Source organism: Hyphomicrobiales bacterium, from assembly GCA_016710435.1.
In the GTDB taxonomy this organism is placed as follows: domain Bacteria; phylum Pseudomonadota; class Alphaproteobacteria; order Rhizobiales; family Aestuariivirgaceae; genus Aestuariivirga.
Window position 1 is genome coordinate 1,080,259 of sequence record JADJVV010000001.1, and the last position, 18,739, is coordinate 1,098,997.

18 protein-coding genes and 1 pseudogene are annotated in these 18,739 nt (G+C 64.1%); 4 read left to right on the plus strand and 15 right to left on the minus strand.

Annotated elements, in window-relative coordinates:
- Positions 1–18 precede the first annotated feature (18 nt).
- From IPM06_05240 to IPM06_05250, 3 genes are all read right to left on the minus strand, one after another.
- Positions 19–927: a carbohydrate ABC transporter permease gene (locus tag IPM06_05240; protein ID MBK8769817.1), complete on the minus strand. Its 909-nt coding sequence runs from the start codon at positions 925–927 to the stop codon at positions 19–21.
- Positions 927–1,838 (minus strand): sugar ABC transporter permease, encoded by a 912-nt coding sequence (locus IPM06_05245; GenBank protein ID MBK8769818.1) that lies wholly within the window; start codon positions 1,836–1,838, stop codon positions 927–929. Before IPM06_05245 ends, IPM06_05240 begins: the two co-directional genes overlap by 1 nt.
- Before the next feature lie 206 nt (positions 1,839–2,044).
- A complete protein-coding gene (locus tag IPM06_05250) occupies positions 2,045–2,806 on the minus strand; it encodes a class II aldolase/adducin family protein (GenBank protein ID MBK8769819.1) in 762 nt (253 codons plus the stop codon).
- An 81-nt stretch (positions 2,807–2,887) separates the two neighbouring features.
- Between IPM06_05250 and IPM06_05255 the strand changes: the two genes are divergently transcribed.
- The 4 genes from IPM06_05255 to IPM06_05270 all read left to right on the plus strand — a co-directional run bounded on the left by IPM06_05255 (position 2,888) and on the right by IPM06_05270 (position 5,887).
- Positions 2,888–4,306: a hypothetical protein gene (locus tag IPM06_05255; protein ID MBK8769820.1), complete on the plus strand. Its 1,419-nt coding sequence runs from the start codon at positions 2,888–2,890 to the stop codon at positions 4,304–4,306.
- A gap of 61 nt (positions 4,307–4,367) precedes the next feature.
- Entirely contained in the window at positions 4,368–4,769 is a 402-nt protein-coding gene (locus IPM06_05260) for a hypothetical protein (GenBank protein MBK8769821.1), read from the plus strand.
- Positions 4,770–4,814: 45 nt separating this feature from the next.
- On the plus strand, positions 4,815–5,273 hold the full coding sequence (locus IPM06_05265) for a hypothetical protein (GenBank protein ID MBK8769822.1): 459 nt from the start codon (positions 4,815–4,817) through the stop codon (positions 5,271–5,273).
- Positions 5,274–5,281: 8 nt separating this feature from the next.
- On the plus strand, positions 5,282–5,887 hold the full coding sequence (locus IPM06_05270) for a GNAT family N-acetyltransferase (protein ID MBK8769823.1): 606 nt from the start codon (positions 5,282–5,284) through the stop codon (positions 5,885–5,887).
- Between the two features lie 400 nt (positions 5,888–6,287).
- Here IPM06_05270 and IPM06_05275 read toward each other — a convergent pair.
- The 12 genes and pseudogenes from IPM06_05275 to obgE all read right to left on the minus strand — a co-directional run bounded on the left by IPM06_05275 (position 6,288) and on the right by obgE (position 18,692).
- Positions 6,288–7,730, minus strand: a pseudogene (locus IPM06_05275) (DEAD/DEAH box helicase).
- A 287-nt stretch (positions 7,731–8,017) separates the two neighbouring features.
- A complete protein-coding gene (locus IPM06_05280) occupies positions 8,018–8,728 on the minus strand; it encodes an HAD family phosphatase (GenBank protein MBK8769824.1) in 711 nt (236 codons plus the stop codon).
- On the minus strand, positions 8,688–9,188 hold the full coding sequence (locus IPM06_05285) for an RNA pyrophosphohydrolase (protein MBK8769825.1): 501 nt from the start codon (positions 9,186–9,188) through the stop codon (positions 8,688–8,690). The genes IPM06_05280 and IPM06_05285 overlap by 41 nt, the downstream gene beginning before the upstream one ends.
- A 91-nt stretch (positions 9,189–9,279) precedes the next feature.
- Positions 9,280–10,470, minus strand: a complete 1,191-nt coding sequence (locus IPM06_05290) for a divergent polysaccharide deacetylase family protein (GenBank protein ID MBK8769826.1) — start codon at positions 10,468–10,470, stop codon at positions 9,280–9,282.
- Positions 10,471–10,622: 152 nt separating this feature from the next.
- Positions 10,623–11,957, minus strand: a complete 1,335-nt coding sequence (locus IPM06_05295) for a S41 family peptidase (GenBank protein ID MBK8769827.1) — start codon at positions 11,955–11,957, stop codon at positions 10,623–10,625.
- Positions 11,954–13,264 (minus strand): peptidoglycan DD-metalloendopeptidase family protein, encoded by a 1,311-nt coding sequence (locus IPM06_05300; GenBank protein ID MBK8769828.1) that lies wholly within the window; start codon positions 13,262–13,264, stop codon positions 11,954–11,956. Before IPM06_05300 ends, IPM06_05295 begins: the two co-directional genes overlap by 4 nt.
- A gap of 62 nt (positions 13,265–13,326) precedes the next feature.
- Positions 13,327–13,809, minus strand: a complete 483-nt coding sequence (gene rlmH / locus IPM06_05305; GenBank protein MBK8769829.1) for a 23S rRNA (pseudouridine(1915)-N(3))-methyltransferase RlmH — start codon at positions 13,807–13,809, stop codon at positions 13,327–13,329.
- Positions 13,810–13,816: 7 nt separating this feature from the next.
- A complete protein-coding gene (gene rsfS / locus IPM06_05310) occupies positions 13,817–14,650 on the minus strand; it encodes a ribosome silencing factor (protein MBK8769830.1) in 834 nt (277 codons plus the stop codon).
- A gap of 23 nt (positions 14,651–14,673) precedes the next feature.
- The gene (locus IPM06_05315) at positions 14,674–15,273 is read right to left on the minus strand and encodes a nicotinate-nucleotide adenylyltransferase (GenBank protein ID MBK8769831.1); all 600 of its coding nucleotides are present in this window, start codon (positions 15,271–15,273) and stop codon (positions 14,674–14,676) included.
- Positions 15,273–16,514: a glutamate-5-semialdehyde dehydrogenase gene (locus IPM06_05320; GenBank protein ID MBK8769832.1), complete on the minus strand. Its 1,242-nt coding sequence runs from the start codon at positions 16,512–16,514 to the stop codon at positions 15,273–15,275. Before IPM06_05320 ends, IPM06_05315 begins: the two co-directional genes overlap by 1 nt.
- 1 nt (position 16,515) lies before the next feature.
- Positions 16,516–17,649 (minus strand): glutamate 5-kinase, encoded by a 1,134-nt coding sequence (locus tag IPM06_05325; protein ID MBK8769833.1) that lies wholly within the window; start codon positions 17,647–17,649, stop codon positions 16,516–16,518.
- Positions 17,646–18,692 carry a GTPase ObgE gene (gene obgE, locus IPM06_05330; protein ID MBK8769834.1) on the minus strand — a complete coding sequence of 349 codons (1,047 nt, stop codon included), beginning with the start codon at positions 18,690–18,692 and terminating at the stop codon, positions 17,646–17,648. Before obgE ends, IPM06_05325 begins: the two co-directional genes overlap by 4 nt.
- Between the last annotated feature and the right edge of the window lie 47 nt (positions 18,693–18,739).

Consider the following 18,739-nt stretch of genomic DNA (forward strand, 5'->3'; position numbering starts at 1 on the left):
AGGTTCTCGTTCGCGGCATCACTCCTTCAGGGAGCCCAGAGTAAGGCCGCGGACCAGATGGCGTTGCACCAGCAGGATGAAGATGAAGCTCGGGATCGCGGCTGCCGTGCCCAGCGCCGTGATGAAGCCCCACTCGTTGCCGGTGGAAGTGACGAAGGTTGAAATCTTGACGGGGATGGTGCGGATTTCCGTCGTGAGGAACAGCGACAGCAGGAATTCCGTCCATGAGAAGATGAAGCACAGCACGGCGGCGGCGGCGACTCCGCCCTTGACCATGGGCAGCACGATCTTGGCGAAGCTCTGCCAGCGCGTGGCGCCGTCGATCATCGCGGCCTGGTCGACGTCGTGCGGCACGTCGTCGAAGAACGACTTGAGCAGCAGCAGCGCGATCGGCAGGTTCATCAGCGCATAGATGAGGATGATGCCGACATAGCCGAGGAAATGGTTCTGGTTGTCGCGCATGCCGAGGCCGGCATAGATCGTCACCATCGGCACGAGGATTGCGATGGGCGGCATGAAGCGCTGGCCCAGCACCCAGTTGAGGAACGTGTCCCGGCCGCGGAAACGCATGCGCGACAGCGCATAGGCCGCGAGCACGGCGACGATCATGGTGAGCACGGTCGCGCCCACGGAGATGATGATCGAATCGAGCAGCGACTGGCGGGAGTCATAGGAATCAGCACCGGCGACGCCCATGCCGAGCCCTTCGTCGATTGCAAGCTGCGAACGCGAGCGCCCGAACAGCGTGACCGCATAGTTGATGAGCGTCGGGGCAAAGTCGAACCACACCACACGGTCCTTGTCGAACACGGCGGAGATGGGCTTGATCGAGGTCAGCGCCCACCAGAAGATGGGGAACATGAAGATGCCGGTGACGAACACCGCCACCGCATCGCGCACAAGCTGCCAGCGCCGGGACAGTTCCATCAGAGCTTCACCTTGAAAATGCGCATGAAGAGGGTGGAGGTGATGATCACGAGGAGCAGCGTCATCAGCGAGATCGTCGAGGCATAGGGGAAGTCGGCATTACCGAAGTAGATGCGGCCCGCGTAGCTCGTCATCGTCTCCGTGGCGGTGCCGGGGCCCGAGTCCGTCATCACCTTCACGTAGTCGAAGGCGCGCATGAGATCGATGCCGCGGATCAGCACCGCGATGGCAATCACCTTGCTCATCATCGGCAGCGTCAGCTTGAAGAAGGCCTGAACCGGCGTGGCGCCGTCAATCGCCGCTGCCTCGAATGGTTCCTTGGGAAGCGAGCGCAGGCCCGCCAGCATGATCAGCACCATGAAGGGCGTCCATTGCCAGATCTCGGCAAAGAGCACGCCCGCCATGGCGGTCGAGGCATTGCCGAGAATGGGATAGCCGGGCGGCAGCAAGCCGAGCCCGATCAGCCCTTGCGCCAGCACGCCGAACGAACCGTTGAGCATGAGCAGGAACATCATGGCCGTCACCGACGGCGGAATGACCAGCGGCAGCGTCATCATGGCCCGCATCAGGCCATAGCCCTTGCGGTCCGAATCAAGCAGCAACGCGATCAGCATGCCCAGCACCAGCTGGAAGGTGAGCGCGATACCCGTGTACATGAGCGTGTTGCCCAGCGCGTTCCACACCCGATCGTCGAACAGCACCTTCGTCCAGTTGAAGTCGGGATCGAACACCAGTTTCCGGGTGGCGGCGTTCTTTTTGTAAAGCGAGGTCTCAACCGCCTTGTAGAGCGGGAACAGCCCGAACACGACCATCAGGGCGGTGGCTGGAAAAAGCCATGGGAAAGGGTGCTCGCTGGTCAGCCAGCGCGGAAGCCACGCACGTTTCGTTGCAGGCGATTGCCCCGTTCCCATTGACCCTTCCCGACTGTTCTTCAACCGCCCGAAGGCACCTGTGAACTTTTGTAAATCTGAAATTACATTTGTATCGGCGACAGTAGAATCATGACGTCGTCACTGTCAACACGCACAGGAAGAATCCGCGCAACTCATCTCGCACTGCAACAGAACGCGCGCGATGCTGCGGCGCAACATCGCGCGCGACATCCGCAGGCGGCGCTTCAGAACGTCGCAGATTTCTTCTTGCGCGGCTTTTCCGGAGGCGCAGGTGGCGCCTCATCGCGCTTCACCGGCATCATCACGGCAAGCTGTGACGAATCGAGTCCCTGCAAATCCTTCGCCTGCTTGCCGTAGCTCTTGAAGCGCCGGAGCACGCTGGTCATCTGCGCCTCGTCCAGCACCACCGGCTTGCCCGCCAGCAGTGCGGCCCAGTATTGATGGCAGTTGGTTTCGATTTCACCTGCCAGCCACAGCGCCTTTTCCAGGTTCGGCCCGAAGCAGATCTGCCCATGGTTGGCGAGGAGGCAGGCGTTGCGCCCTTCCATCGCCTTCAGCATCACGGTGGAAAGCTCCGGCGTGCCGAATTCCGCATAGTCGGAACAGCGCAGGCTCGGCCCACCGGTAACGCCGATCATGTAGTGGAAGGCCGGCACGTCCTTGCGCAGGCAGGCGAGCGTCGTGGCATAGGTCGAGTGCGTATGCACGATGGCCTTGGCCTCGGGCCGGTTGCGGAAGATGTCGAGGTGCATGCGCCATTCGGTCGAGGGCAGGAAGTCACCGCGATAGCCACCGTCCAGATCCATCTCCACCACATGATGCGGCTTCATCTTCTTGTAGGGAATGCCCGACGCGGTGATGAGGAAACCTTCCTCGGTGCGCACGCTGACATTGCCGGAGGTGCCCTGGTTGATGCCCTCTTCATTCATGGCGAGGCACGTGGCGATCACCTCCCTGCGCAGGTCCTTGTACTTCAGCTTGCTCATGGGCGAACTCCGTTTCCTGCGTCATTGCTAACAGCGCCTGCGCCGTTGCGTCCAGCGCGAACGTCTGCATAGAGTGCATGTATGACGAATGAAATTGCAACCATGCGCGGAATTGCCGTCGTAGATGTCGGTTACACCAACACCAAGGTCATCCTCTACGATACCTCGCTCAACATCGTGAGCGAAAGAAAGCGCGTGAGCCCCCATCACGATGGTGCCCATTACCGCGAAATCGATACCGCACCCATCATCGCCTTTGCCGCCGAGGCCCTGCGCGAACTCGATCAGCTGCTCCCCATCGACCGGATCGTGACGTCGGCCCATGGCGCCTGCATCGTCAGCCTGGACGCGGACGGAACGCCGGCCGTACCCGTCATGGACTACATGTCGGAACCACCGCCAGAGATCGAGCGGGCCTATCACGACATCATGCCAGACTATGCCGAAAGCTATTCGCCGCCACTGCCCCGCGCCCTGCTTCATGGCATGCAGCTCTTCTGGCAGCAGCAGGTGATGCCGGAGGCCTTTGCCGCCACGCGCACCATCCTGCCGCTCATGCAGTACGTGGGCTTTGCCCTCGGCGGCCGCGCCGTCACCGAGGTGTCGTCCATGTCCTGCCAGTCTCATCTGGTGGACATGCGGAACGGCGGCCCCTCCTCGCTGGCTCACCGGCTCGGATGGGACAGGCACTATGCGCCTCAGGCCCACGCCTGGGAGGTCATCGGCACGCTGACGCCGTCCCTGCGCGGCAAGGGTTTCCGCGGCAGCGCCGACATCCTCGCCGGCGTGCACGATTCGAATGCCAACCTGCTGCGCTATCTCGCCGGCGGCCAGAGTCACTTCACGCTTCTCTCCACCGGCACCTGGATCATCGGCTTCGACACCGACGCCGACATCACCACGCTGGACCCCGCCCGCGACATTGTCGCCAACAAGAATGTCTTCGGCGAGACGGTGGCCAGCTGCCGCTTCTTCGGCGGCAAGGAATTCGAGGTGCTCTCGCAAGGCGCCGCGGGTGGAACGCTGCAGGAGGTGGCGGATCTCGTGGCGGCTGATGTAATGGCGCTGCCCTCCTTCACGGATTCAGGCGGCCCCATGCCGGGCACCGGCCTCAAGGGCCGCATCACCGGGCCGTTCCGCGAAAGCCTCCGCGACAGCCCCGGGGCGCGTGCCGCGCTGGCCTCGCTCTACTGCGCCCTCATGGTGGCGGAATCCCTCGATGCCATTTCGTCCAAGGGCAACGTCATCGTCGATGGACCCTTCTCGCAGAACGGCGTCTTCCTCGCGGTACTGGCAGCCCTGCGCCCGGAACAGGCCGTCCTGGCTTCAGAGGCCCGCGACGGCACCGCCGCCGGTGCCGCCTGCCTCGCGCTCATGCCCAACGGAAGACTCCCCCATATCGACATCGCCATGCGCAAGGTGGCCGGGGCGGCAATCGATGGCCTCGCCGCCTATCGGCAGCGCTGGCGGGAGCGCGCGCGCCCAGCCGGCGACTCTTAACCCGATTGCAATCAACCCGGCGCACACTCGCAGTCCCAGTGTCTGTGTGTGGAGGTGCGTCATGGCCTTCTGTGGAAAGCCTGCGACGGAAATCCTGTCCTGCCCGCCCGAAGGCGCAGGCGGGCTTGCGGTGGCGATCCGTGCCCGCGGCAACATTCCCGTCAGCGTCGGCGCCTCCTGCATGTTCGAACTCACGCCTGACGACATCCGCGAAAGCTGGCTGTCGGCCCAGAGCCTGCGGGCCGAAGTGGCCGGCGCCATGGTGGCCGAACTCGCCCACCGCCTGTGCACCGAACTCGCCGGCGATGAACACGATGAGGAGCAGATCGCGGGCGAGGCTGCCGCCTGTCTGTTCCTCGCCATTCGCCACCACAACCTGCCGCTTGACGACATGCTGCGCGGCTGCCGCATCTCCTTCGACGACCGCCGCCGCGCCGAAGCAGTGGAATCTCTCACCGCCTGACGAGTGGTCTGGACCGTGCGCCCGTGCCGTGGTGAAACCCCTGCCATGGCATCCGATACCCCCTCCGCCACCCCCATGTCTGGCGCGGACTATGGCCGCACCCTCACCGGCCTCGGCTTCAACCTGATTGTGAACGAGGTCACGCCCGCGGTGCATTTCGCCACCGAAGTGCTTGGCGCGACTCTCTTTTTCCGAACCGATGTCTTTGCCGCCATGAAGCTCCATGGGGCTGACTTCATGTTCCACATTCCGGCGAGCTATCGCGGCAATGAACTCCACGCCACCCTCACCAGCGATGCGCCCCGGGGCGTGGGCGTCGAGTTGCGCTGCTATCATGTCGATCCCGACGAAGCGGAAGCGCGGGCAAGGGCCCACGGCTACACCGTGCTTGCCGGATCAATCGACAAGCCCCATGGCTTGCGCGAATGCATGCTTCTCGACAATGATGGCTATGTGTGGATTCCCTCCCGCCACCTGCCGAAGACAAACCCACCGAAAGCATGAACCGCTGAATGTCACGCCTTGATCTGCCCAACGGCTATTATGAGTTGCCGCCCGGCAAGCTCGCCAACATCGTCACCTGCCTGGAGATGAAGGAGATGCCGCACCGGGCGCTCCAACCTTTCCCCGCCGACCTGTGGCTGAAGCGCTTCGACGCCCGCGACCTTGCCGGCCACCGCGCCCTCTTCCGCGACGTGGGCAGCGACCTCATGTGGTTCTCCCGCCTCATCATGGCGGATGCGGACCTCGCCGCCATCCTCGCCAATCCGGCGATTGAATCCTGTGCCCTCATGCGCGGCACCGATGTGCTGGGCATGCTGGAACTGAACTTCGCCGAGGCAGGCCAGTGCGAACTGGCCTTTTACGGCCTCGTGCCCACAGCCATCGGCCAGGGCCTCGGCCGCGCCCTGATGGATGAAGCCATCCGCCGCGCCTGGATGCGGCCCATCCGCCGTTTCTGGGTGCACACCTGCACCTTCGATTCGCCGCTGGCACTGCCTTTCTACGTCCGCTCCGGCTTCACGCCCTACATGCGCATGGTCGAAGTCCACGACGACCCCCGCCTCCTCGGCAAACTCGCCGCCGACGCCAGCCCGCAGGTGCCGCTGTTGGCCTGAGCCTTCCCGGCCAGGCTGCGTCCCTGACAAAAAAATGGCCCGCACGGAGCGGGCCATCACGTTTCGGAAAGCAGTTCGGCGATTACGGCGTGTTGCCGCGGCCGATGTTTTTCATCCAGTTGTTGGAATTGCCCTGCTTGGCCTGCGGAGCGGACGCCTTGTCGCCACGGAAGCCGGGCTTGCCACCCTTGTTCGGACCACGGCCGGGCTTGGCCCCGAAGGACCGCTCACCCGCCTTGCGTTCGCCCATCTTGCGTTCACCCACCTTGCGTTCACCGTGCGGGCGATCACCCACCTTGCGTTCACCGTGCGGACGATCACCCATCTTGCGCTCACCCGACTTGCGTTCGCCCATCTTGCGTTCACCATGCGGACGATCGCTCTTCACATGGGCAGGCCGTTCAGACGGCTGGCGCTCGGCGTGCGGACGCTCGTGACGCAGGCGCTCGCCTGCGGGCTTCTGCACCGCCGGTTCCGCCTTCTTGGCAAACTGCGACTGGTCGATCGCCTGCATGGGCATGCCCGTGGGGCTCCATTCGCGCTTGGGCTGATCGTTACGCTGCCCGTCGTTGCGCGGCTTGTCGCCACGCGCAGGACCCTGCCCGCGATGATGCGGCTTCTTCGCCGCCTTCGGCATGTGGCGGCCACCACCCGACTTGCGCTTGGCACCCGGATCCCAGCCATGCATGGGGGCAAGCTCGGTGACACCGGCGATGCCCAGTTCATGTTCCTTCACCGGCACCGTCTGGCGGATGGTGCGCTCGATGTCGCGCAGCAACCCGCGGTCTTCCGGCGTGCAGAAGGCAATGGCCTCGCCATCAGCACCGGCGCGCGCCGTGCGGCCAATGCGGTGCACGTAGGATTCCGGCACGAAGGGCAGGTCGTAGTTGAACACATGGCTGACACCATCGACGTCGATGCCGCGCGCGGCGATGTCGGTGGCAACGAGGGCCAGCACCTTGCCGTTCTTGAAGCCGGCAAGGGCGCGCTCACGGTTGGCCTGGCTCTTGTTGCCGTGAATGGCGGCGGCTTCGAGCTTGGCCTGCGTCAGCACCTTCACCACCTTGTCGGCGCCGTGCTTGGTGCGCGTGAAGACCAGGGCGCGGGTGATCTGCGGATCCTGCAGCAGCGCTGTCAGCAGCTTGGCCTTGTTGGCGGGATCGACGTGAATGACCGACTGCGTCACGCGCTCGGCGGTTGTCGCCACCGGCGTGATCTCGACGCGGGCCGGATCGTTGAGAAGGTTCGCCGCAAGCCCTGCGATCTCCTTCGGCATGGTGGCCGAGAAGAACAGGTTCTGGCGCTTCTTCGGCAGCAGGCCCGTGATCTTGCGAATGGCATGAATGAAGCCCAGGTCGAGCATCTGGTCCACCTCGTCGAGGACGAAGATTTCGACCTTCGACAGGGTGAGCGCGCGGCGCTCGATCAGGTCGACGAGACGGCCCGGCGTGGCGACAAGGATGTCGACGCCATTGCGCACCGCTTCGATCTGCTTGCCCAGCGACACGCCGCCGAACACCACCGTGCGCGACAGCTTGACGTTCTTGCCGTAGGTCTTGAAACTTTCAAGGATCTGCGAGGAAAGTTCGCGCGTCGGCGCGAGGATGAGGGCGCGGGCCGTGCCGCGCTCGGCGCGGCGGCCGTCCTTGGAGAGAAGTTCGAGCATGGGCAGCGCGAAGGCCGCCGTCTTGCCCGTGCCCGTCTGGGCAATGCCCAGAAGGTCGCGGCCCGCGAGAAGATGCGGGATGGCCTGCGCCTGGATGGGCGTCGGCGTCTCATAGCCCTCGGCCTTCACGGCGCTGAGAATGGGGGCGGAGAGATGGAGGGAGTCAAATGTCGTCAAGACAATATCTTTCAATGTCGGAAGCAAAGAGGGACATGACACACCGCTGCATCCGGGCGCGGTGCGTGATGACAGTCCCACGTGAAAGGAATGCTGGAAAACCTGCAGGGCCGAATGGCAGCTTGAAGAAGCGCCTCACGTCATTCGTTAACTGGCCGCAATGAAGCAGGTTGCCGCCATATGGATGCTGCGCTGCAAAATGTCAACCCCAACCCGCTCCAAGGCCGGGAGGCCTGGATCCCTGCTGCCGCCGGGGCGACGTTCGCGCGGCAAGGCAGCCAGCGGCATCACCCCAGCTTCGCCAGCAACCCCGGCAGCTTTGCCATGTCGTCGAACACCACATGGGCGCCGAGTTCCACGAGCTTCAGCGCGTGTTCACTGCGATGCACCTGCGATCCCGTGAAGCCGAAGGTCACGCAGCCCGCCGCCACGGCCGCAGCCACGCCGGTCACGCTGTCTTCCACCACCGCGCAATCGGACGGTGCAAAGCCCGCACGCTTCGCCGCCAGCAGATAGATGTCGGGTGCCGGCTTGCCGTTCTTCACGTCTTCGAACGTCGTCATGCGCTCATCGAAGTGATGACCGATCTTGAGGAGGCGAAGCGCCTGCATCGCCCGCGCCCGCGGACCATTGGTGCCGATGCTCTTCGGCAGCGTCACCGCGTCCAGCATGGCAGGAACGCCGGCCACGGGCTTGAGATCGCGGGCGTAGGCCTCGAGCATGATCACGTCCTTGCGCGCCTCCAGGTCGGCGGGCATCGCGCGGCCATACTGCGTCTCGATTTCGCTGATCATGGCGGTGAAGGTCTTGCCCACGAAGCGGCGGTGCATGTCGCCTTCCGAGAGGTGAACGCCGTTCTCCGCCAGCAACGCGCGGTCCACCGCCATCGAGATTTCCTCGCTGTCGATCAGCACGCCGTCGCAATCGAAAATGATGTGCCGGATGGTCATGGCGCCGTCACTTGCCCAGGTGCCGCAGCGCCTTGAGGACTTCGACATAGACCGCCTTCTTGAAGGGCACCACGATCTCCAGCACCTCGTCCATGGTCGCCCACTTCCACTGGTCGAATTCCTGCTTGTGGCCGGGCGGCTTCAGGTTGATCTCGCTGTCCTCGCCGGTGAAGCGGCAGGCAAACCATTTCTGCTTCTGGCCACGGTACTTGCCGTTCCAGCTTCGCCCGATCAGTTCTTCCGGCAGATCATAGGTGAACCAGCCCGGCGCCTCCGCGATCACTTCGGCCGAGGTGACACCCGTCTCCTCTTCGAGTTCGCGCAAGGCCGTTGCCGCAGCATCCTCGCCCTCGTCGATGCCGCCCTGCGGCATCTGCCACCACTTGCCCACGCCGTCGTCGTTCTGCTTCTCGAAGCGGCGGCCCACCCACACAAGGCCCTCCCTGTTGAGCAGCATCACGCCCACGCAAGGGCGATAGGCCGTGATATCGGAAGCCTTCTTGGTCATGGTGATCACTGTCCGCAGTGTTGAGGAAAGGCCGCCAGCGAGGGCCGCCCCGCGCGCTGTTTGGCAAGTTCGGGGCCGAAGTTCAAGACGTCTACCCGAGACGGCCCTGATAGCTTGCCGTCACCGGCACCAGCACGATTCCGCGCTCGGCGGCATCCCGTGCCCAGTCCTTCAATGTATCGATGGTGACTTCAAGTCCGGAACCCGTGCCTACCGCCATGCCGTTGGCCTTGGCTTCTTCCTCCAGCAGCGTCAGCGCGCTGGTGATGGCCTGCGGCGAAGGATCGGCATCGATCACCACCTTGGCGCGCTTGGCCTGCAGGTTGGCGGACTTCGCTGTCTGTTCCGTCGCAGAGAGCGCGAGCGAACCGTCTTCCAGGAACATGAGTCCGCGGTTCTTCAACTCGGTAAAGAACGGCTTCAGGGGTTTCGGCATCGAGAGGAAGCGCCCGCCCATGTAGTTGACCACGCCTGCATAGCCCGTGAAGCGGCTCATGTGCCAGCGCAGCGCATCGATGTTTTCCGCTTCGCTGGTGTCACCCAGCAATGTCTTGGGTCCGGGGTTGCTGGCGGGATAGCCGATCGGTTCCAGCGGCACCTGCAGGAACACTTCATGGCCCTGGCCGCGCGCCACGTTCACCTGCTCCTGCAATCCGTCACCATAGGGCGCGAAGGCAAGCGTCACCTCGCCCGGCAGTTCCTTGATGGCGCGCTGCGTCAGTTTCTTGTTGAGCCCGAGGCCCCCGAGGAGAATGGCGATCTTCGGCCGGTCGGAATGAATGTCATTGAGCGAGGCGCTGCGGGCATAGACCCGTGACGGTTTCTCGCCGGTCTTGGAAATGCGCGGCAACTGTCCCCAGGTCGTGACCTCCACGACCGATGCAATGGGAGCAGGCGCCAGCGTACGGCGCGGCTGCACGATGATGGCGTCATCGCTCTTCACCGCCTGGATCGCTTCGCTGTCATCGGGCGGCGGTGCCTGGGCGGCGGGATCATTGGCGTCGATGTCAGGAACCGGCGCATCCACCGCCTCGTCCGCTGCAGCATCGGCTGCCGCCGGATCGGTCGACGCCGTCTTGATTTCCTCTGGCGCTGGTATGCTCACCGTGACCAGCGGCTCGCCGGCAAAGGGCAAGGGCTGCTTCACGGCCCACAGGGCTGTGCCCGCAAATCCCGCGGCCGTTATTGCATAGGCCAGCACCAGCGCATGCGGACGCTTCGCCCACAGCCGCTGGGTCAGGCTCTTCTTGCGCAAGGGCTGCTTCAGTTCATCGCGAAACATGGAAATGGGCCGTCAGTGCTCGATTCGTGAACCCCCACATTGGCCCGCCAACCGTTAACGCGTTGTTAACCACGAACCCACACCGCCACCCCCAGACGCGAAAGGCCGGGGCATGCCCCGGCCTTCCGATTTCTTTCTCGCGATATCGCGCCTCAGTTGGCCTGGGGGGTCTTCTCGTCTTTCTTTTCCGGCGGCTTGACGTTGGTCACCACCTTCACGCCATGCAGGAAGTCGATCGCGGCCTTCAGCTGCACGTCCTTGTCCTTGTCTTCCGGCACATAGACAGACGAACCGCCGCCTTCATCGCCGCCTTCCGAATTGGAGAGGTGGCCGCGCAGGCCCGCTTCGCCTTCCGACGAAACGTTCTTGCCCTGCAGTTCCGGCGGCAGCGGCTGCTCGATCACGATATCCGCATCGATGCCCTTGGCCTGGATGGAGCGGCCCGACGGCGTGTAATAGCGCTGCGTCGTCAGGCGGATCGCACCTTCATTGCCCAGCGGAATGATGGTCTGCACCGAACCCTTGCCGAAGGAACGCGTGCCGATCAGCGTTGCGCGGTGATGGTCCTGCAGCGCACCGGCGACGATCTCCGATGCCGATGCCGAGCCGCCATTGATCAGCACCACCAGCGGCTTGCCGTTGGTGAGATCGCCCTTCTGGGCGGTGTGGCGTTCCACTTCTTCCGGATTTCGCCCGCGCGTGGAGACAACTTCGCCGCGCTCGAGGAAAGCATCCGACACGGACACCGCCTGCAACAGCAGGCCACCGGGGTTGTTGCGGAGATCGAGGATGTATCCCTTCACCTTGCCGCTGGTCTGCTTGTCGAGGTCGGCAATCGCCTTCTGCAGGCCGATGTCCGACTGCTCGGTAAACGAGCTCATGCGGATCAGCCCAACATCATTGCCTTCCAGCGAGAACTTCACCGATTCCATCTTGATGACGTCGCGCGTGATGGTGACGTCGAAGGGGTCCTGCTTTCCGCGCACGATGGTGAGCGTCACGGGCGTGCCGATGGCGCCGCGCATCTTGTCCACCGCTTCGTTGAGGGTGAGGCCCTGCACTTCCTTCTTGTCGATGCCGACGATCAGGTCGTTGGCGAGGATGCCGGCCTTCGAGGCGGGCGTGCCATCATAGGGCGACATCACCTTGACGACGCCGTTCTCCATCGTCACTTCGATGCCAAGCCCGCCGAATTCGCCCTTGGTCTTGACGTTCATGTCCTCGAAGCTGTTCGCATCCATGTAGCTGGAATGCGGATCAAGCGACATGAGCATGCCGTTGATCGCCGCTTCGATCATCTTCTTCTCGTCAGGCTCTTCCACGTAGTCGGCGCGCACGCGGTCATAGACGTCGCCGAACAGGTTCAGGAGCTTGTAGGTCTCGGCATTGGACGCGGCGTCGGCCACGTTGAAGGCCTGCATGGCGACCACGCCCGTCATGGCGCCGCCCAGCAACAATCCCAGTGTCTTCAGTCGTGAAGCCTTCATCTCATCGCCTCTTTGCCGCCGTCGCGCCACCAGGGAGATGGATCAACTGGCTCGTTATGCTTGCGGAACTCCACATATAGCACGGGAGCAGCCGCGGTTGTCAGGTTCGCTGCCAATAGCATTTTTGCAGGCTTGTCACCCATGATTCCCACAGGTTCGCCAGCCCGAACGCTTTGGCCTTGCTGGGCCGATATTTCGTGCATCCCTGCCAAAAGCACAAGATATCCTTCACCGGCATTCAAGATCACGAGTTGGTCATAACTGTGGAAGGCCCCGGCGAAGACAATCTCGCCGTCTGCCGGTGCCAGCACCTGTGCTCCCGGTTGTGCGGCAAGGAAGATCCCGGAGGTCTTGCCGTCGAGGCCATTGTCGGTGCCATAACCCCGCCAGAGCGTTCCCTGCACCGGATAATCCAGTTGTCCCATGGACTTGGCAAAGGCCACGCGCGGACGGTCCAGGGCCTTCTGGCGCGCCTCTTCGGCGGCAAGCCGGGCGGCTTCCTCGCGTGCGAGGCGTTCCGCCTCGGCCTTCACGCGCGCCTCCGCTTCCACCTGCTGACGGCGGAGATCCTCCGTCCGCTGCCGGTCAAGGACGGCGACGAGGTCCTGCAAGGTCTTTGCTTCGGCAGAAAGGGCATCGGATTTCGCCCGTTCGCCCGTCAGGGCGAGGGCGATATCGGCGGCGGCCGCCTGCCGTTCGGAGACGGCCGCAGCGACCTCGGCACGGGTTCCCTCCAGCGCCGCAAGGGCATCCGCCCCCTTCTGCTTTTCGGTTTGCAGGGCAAGCCGGATTGCTTCCACGTCCTTGAGGGCGGTGCGCAATTCATCCATGTCGCGGCGAAGGTCGGGAATGACTGCGCCGAACATCATGGCGCCGCGCAGCGCCTGCAGCACATCGCCTGGCGAGACCACCAGGGCAGGTGGCGGATTTTGTTCCAGCCGTTGCAGGCCAGCCAGCAGTTTCGACAGGGATTCCCGTTTCCGTGCCAGCGCCAGCAGCGCCTTGGCATTGTCGGTCTGCAACTTGTCGAGCCGCGCCGTGGTCTTGGCGAGTTGGGCTTCCTGTTGGCGCGCCGTGGCCGCGAGGGTGACGAGCCGCGAGGAGGCATCCTCCTGCGCCCGGATGGCTTCCACCATGCGCCGCACCAGTGCGGCCTGGCTCTGTTTGGCGGCGGCAAGCTGCTCCTCCAGCGCCTTCAGGTCCTGGGCCGGGTCAGCAGATGGCGTTGCCGTCTGAGCCCCCGCGCCAGCCGACAGCCCCGCGAAAAGCGCGGTGAGCAGCAGGAGATGTCGGATGAACAGCAGCATCGATAGGAATAAATACAGGGTCTCTTGGGCCAAAATAGGGCGGCCGGCGCCTGCGAGAAGATTCAGGCGCGGTGGTAGGGATGATTAACCAGAATGGTGACTGCCCGGTAAATTTGCTCCAGCAGCATCACCCGGACCAGCCGGTGCGGCCAGGTCATCGGCCCGAAACTCAGTGTTTTCACAGCCTTCCCGCGTGTTTCCGCCGCATGTCCGTCGGGCCCGCCGATCATCAGCGTCAGTTGTTTGCCGCCCTTGCGCGCCTCGGCGGCGAGCAACCTGGCGAATTCGGCGCTGCTCAGCGCCTCGCCCCGCTCGTCCAGCACCAGTACGGGAGACCCGTCGGGAACCACCGACCACAGCGCCTTCGCCTCTTCCGCCTGGCGGAGCTTCACGTCCTGCGCCCGCGACTCGGACCAATCCTGAACCGCAACGGCGGTGAACCCCGCCTTGCGGCCCAGCACGGCGATCCGCTGCTCATACTCCGCCGCAAGCGCCTTCTCGGGCCCGGACTTCAGGTGCCCGATGGCGGCGATCATGAGCTTCACGGCGCCCTCACTGGGGCGCGTGTTCCGACCACAGCTTTTCCAGGTTGTAGAAGCTGCGCACTTCCGGACGGAACACATGCACCATCAGGTCGCCGGCATCCACCAGCACCCAGTCGCATTGCGGCATGCCCTCGACGCGGATGTTCTTCTTGCCCATCTGCTCCAGACGCTCCACCACCTGGTCGGCGATGGCGCTGACATGGCGGTTGGAACGGCCCGAGGCCACCACCATCACATCGGCGACGCTCGATTTCTTCGACACGTCGATGGTGATCACCTGTTCGGCCTTGCTGTCATCGAGCTGCTTCAGCACCTCCATGACCAGCGGCGACCACTGCGGCGCGGCAATCGGAGCACTGACCGCCTGCCGTACCACGGGCTTCTTCGCCGCGGCCTTCTTCGGTGCAACCTTCTTCGGTGCAATCTTCTTGGCGGCAATTTTCTTCGGCGCCACCTTCGTCGCCACCAGCTTCCGGGCAGCCGTCTTCTTCACGGCGGCCTTCTTGGCGGCGGGTTTCCGGGTGACTGGTTTCCTGGTGGCCGGTTTCTTGGCGGCGGAAGTCTTGGCCACGGATTTTTTCGCAACCGCCTTCGCCGACGCCTTGCGGGCGGCCGGTTTCTTCGCGGCCTTCGCTTTCGCCGTCTTCTTGGCCGGAGCCTTGGACGTCTTGGCGGCCACGGCCTTGCGTGGCGCCTTCACCTTGGACTTGGCCGCAACCTTTGCAGTCTTGCGGGCGGGCGTGGCCCGTTTCGCCGCAGCCGTCTTGGCGGTCTTCTTCGCCTTGGCTGCGCTCTTCTTCGCTGGCTTTTTCAGTGTGATGTTCCCTTGCTGAAGGCGCAATCTAAACCCCGCGCCCGTTTCATTCAAGCAGGCTTGCGCCGCTTGCGGATCGCCGTTGAACTCTCCTTGCGGAGCGGCATGGTGATGAAGGCGAAGGCCGGGGGCTTCCGCAACGGCAATGAGGCGGCAAGATCCTGCGGCACGCGGCAAGAGGCAAAGCGTGTGGCGGCGGGGCTTTGCAGCGCCCGGATGGAATAGCCTGGCCGCGCGAGCACGGCGACGGGTACGCTCTCCATGATGTCGGTCCAGTGATGCCAGCGGTGCAGGTTGGCAAGGCTGTCCGCCCCCATGATCCAGACGAAGTGGCCGCGCGCGAAAGCCCCCTTCAGCGCCTCCAGCGTCTGTGCCGTGTAGCGTGTGTGGATTTGTTGCTCGAGATCGGTGACGATGAAGCGGGGATGGCGTGCGATGCGCCGCGTGTAGGCGAGACGCTTGCCGTACTCATCCGTTTCCGACGGGTCCTTCAGCGGATTCTGTGGCGACACCAGCCACCACACCCAATCGAGTTGCAGCCGCTTCAAGGCGTAAAGCGCCACCATGTAGTGACCGCGATGCGCCGGATTGAAGGATCCCCCGAAAAGGCCGATCCGCTGTCCGGCACCGAAGGGCGGGAGCCGCAGCATCAGGGCCGCGTCTGCCCATGGCCACGCACCTGGTACTTGAAGGTGGTGAGCTGATCGACACCCACTGGGCCCCGCGCATGCAGCTTGCCCGTGGCGATGCCGATCTCCGCGCCGAAGCCGAACTCGCCGCCGTCGGCGAACTGTGTGGAGGCGTTGTGCAGGACAATGGCCGAATCCACCGTGCGCAGGAAAGTCTCGGCGGTGGCGGCATTGCCCGTGACAATCGAATCCGTATGTTGCGAACCATAGCGCGCGATATGGGCCATCGCCCCATTCACGCCGTCCACCACCCGCAGCGAGACGATGGCATCGAGATATTCGGTCGACCAGTCCTCTTCCGTTGCGGGCTTGACCGCGGCATCGGCAATCTGGGCTTCCGCATCACCACGCACCTCGCAACCCGCATCCGTCAGTGTACGGATGATCGGCGAAAGGGCCTTCGCCGCAATCGCCTTGTCCACCAGAATGGTTTCGGCTGAGCCGCACACGCCGGTGCGCCGCATCTTGGCGTTGAGCACGATCTCCCGTGCCATGGCGAGGTCTGCATCCTTGTCCACATAGACATGGCAGATGCCTTCGAGATGGCTGAACACCGGAACGCGCGCATCTTGCTGCACGCGCGCCACGAGGCTCTTGCCGCCGCGCGGCACGATGAGGTCGATCGTTCCGCCAAGTCCGCTCAGCATCTCGCCCACGGCAGCGCGGTCGGCTGTCGGCACCATCTGGATGGACGCCGGATCAAGTCCCGCCTCGGCAAGTCCTTCCGCCAGGCAGGCGACGATGGCGCGCGATGATTCAAATCCGTCGGAGCCACCGCGCAGGATCGCCGCATTGCCCGACTTGAGGCAGAGGCCACCGGCGTCAGCCGTCACATTGGGGCGGCTCTCGTAGATGATTCCGATGACACCGATCGGCACGGACACGCGCGAAATTTCGAGGCCGTTGGGCCTTGTCCAGCGCGCCAGTACGCGCCCCACCGGATCAGGCAGCGCCGCGATCTTCTCAAGTCCCCCGGCCATTGCCTCCAGACGGTCCGGCGTGAGCTTCAGCCTGTCTGTGAATGAGGCCTTCATATCCTTGCGCGCGGCCTGTTCCATGTCCCTGCCATTGGCGGCGAGAATGCTGTTGGCATTGCGCCGCAGCGCCGCGGCCATGGCCGCCAGCGCCGCATTCTTCTGCTCCGCCGGCGCAAGCGCAAGTGACGCGGCGGCGGCACGCGCCTTGCGGCCAAGTGCCGGCATGTCACTCTCCATCGCCGCCTCCCGTCATCATCACAAGGTCATCGCGATGGATGATTTCGTCGCGTCCTGAAATGCCCAGGACCTTCTCGATCTCCGAAGATTTGCGGCCCTTGATGCGTTGGGCATCGCCGCTGTCGTAGGTGACGAGCCCCCGTGCGATCTCCTGCCCGTCCGCGCCCGCGACACTCACCGTGTCGCCGCGCGAGAAACTGCCGAGGATTTCCTTGACGCCTGCGGGCAGCAGGCTCTTGCCCTTGAGCAAGGCGGCCTTGGCGCCATCATCGATGGTGAGCCGTCCTGTGGGCTGCAACGTGCCCGCGATCCAGCGCTTGCGCGATTGCAGCGGCGTGGCCTCTGCCACGAACCACGTCACCCGCTCCCCGTCGCGGATGCGCCGCAGGGGATGCTCCACATGTCCGGAGGCGATCACCATGTTGCAGCCGGCTCCGAGCGCGATCCTGGCCGCGTCGATCTTGGTGATCATGCCGCCCGAACCCACACCCGACACGGGCTTGCCTGCCATCGCCTCGATCTCGGGGGTGATGGCACGCACTTCCGGGATGAATACGGCCCCCTTCTGGTTGGGCGGCGCGGAGTAGAGCCCGTCGATGTCGGAGAGCAGCACCAGGCAATCCGCCGACATCATCGAGGCCACGCGCGCGGCAAGCCGGTCGTTGTCGCCGTAGCGGATTTCCGTTGTTGCCACCGTATCGTTTTCGTTGATGACGGGAACAGCCCCCTGGGCCAGCAGTGTTCCCAGGGTGGCGCGGCCGTTGAGATAGCGCCGCCGCTCTTCGGTGTCATTGAGCGTCACCAGCACCTGCGCCGCAACGATATTCCGTGCACGGAGCGCTTCCGCCCAGGCCTGCGCCAGCGCGATCTGGCCCACGGCGGCGGCGGCCTGCTTCTGCGGCAGATCGAGCTTGCCCTTGGGCAGGCCCAGCGTGCGCCGCCCCAGCGCGATGGCGCCGGAAGAGACGAGGATGACGTCGGACCCCCTTACGCGCAAATCGGCGATGTCATCGACCAGCGACGTGAGCCATGAGGCTTTCAATGTGCCCGTCTTGTCATCCACCAGCAGGGCGGAACCAACCTTCACGACAATGCGGCGGGCTTTTGCAAGCCGGCTCGTCATGGCCGCCACTCATCCGTGACAATGGAGTCGGGGTCTGGCGTCAACAGCTTCGCCTTGGCCTTGCTGATGATGGCCATCAGCGCCCGCATCGCCGGATCGATCCGCAATTGGCCGGCGGCGGAAATGGTGAGCGGCGTCTTTTTCAGTTTCGCCTTGAAGGTCGTCACGACTTTCTCGAGCGCCTTCTCCGTCAGCGCGTCAGCCTTGTTGAGCACGATCACTTCCGGCTTCTTCGCCAGTTCCTTGCTGTAGGCCTTGAGTTCCTCACGCACCGTCTTGTAGGCGGCCACCGGATCATCACCCGTGGCATCGATCAGGTGCAGCAGGACGGCACAACGTTCGATGTGGCCGAGGAAGCGCGTGCCGAGGCCCGCACCCTCGCTGGCGCCTTCGATGAGGCCGGGAATGTCGGCAAGCACGAAGCTGTTGCCGTCAACGCGGACAACGCCAAGCTGCGGATGCAGCGTGGTGAAGGGATAGTCGGCGATTTTCGGCCGCGCCGCCGAGACGACCGAGAGCAGGGTTGACTTGCCCGCATTGGGCAGGCCGATGATGCCCGCATCGGCAATGAGCTTGAGGCGGAGCCAGATCCAGCGCTCTTCACCGATCTGGCCTGGATTGGCATGGCGCGGTGAACGGTTGGTGGACGACTTGAAATAGTGGTTGCCGAACCCGCCGTTGCCGCCCTTGGCGATGCGCGCCCGCTGCCCCACGTGCGTGAGATCGGCGACCAGCGTTTCCCGGTCTTCGTCATAAACCTGCGTGCCAACGGGAACCTTGAGGATGATGTCTTCCGACGAAGCACCGGCCCGCAGCCGGCCCATGCCGTGCCCGGCCGTCTTCACCTTGAAGTGCTGCTGGTAGCGGTAGTCGATGAGCGTGTTGAGGTCGTGGGCGGCTTCCACCCACACGTCCCCGCCATGGCCGCCATCGCCGCCGTCGGGCCCGCCCATCTCGATGAACTTCTCGCGCCGGAACGACACCGAGCCTGCACCGCCGTCACCGGCCTTCACATAGATTTTTGCTTCATCGAGGAATTTCATGGGGGGCTTCTAACGCAGGGGGGCGAAACAGGGAATTGCTAAGTTGC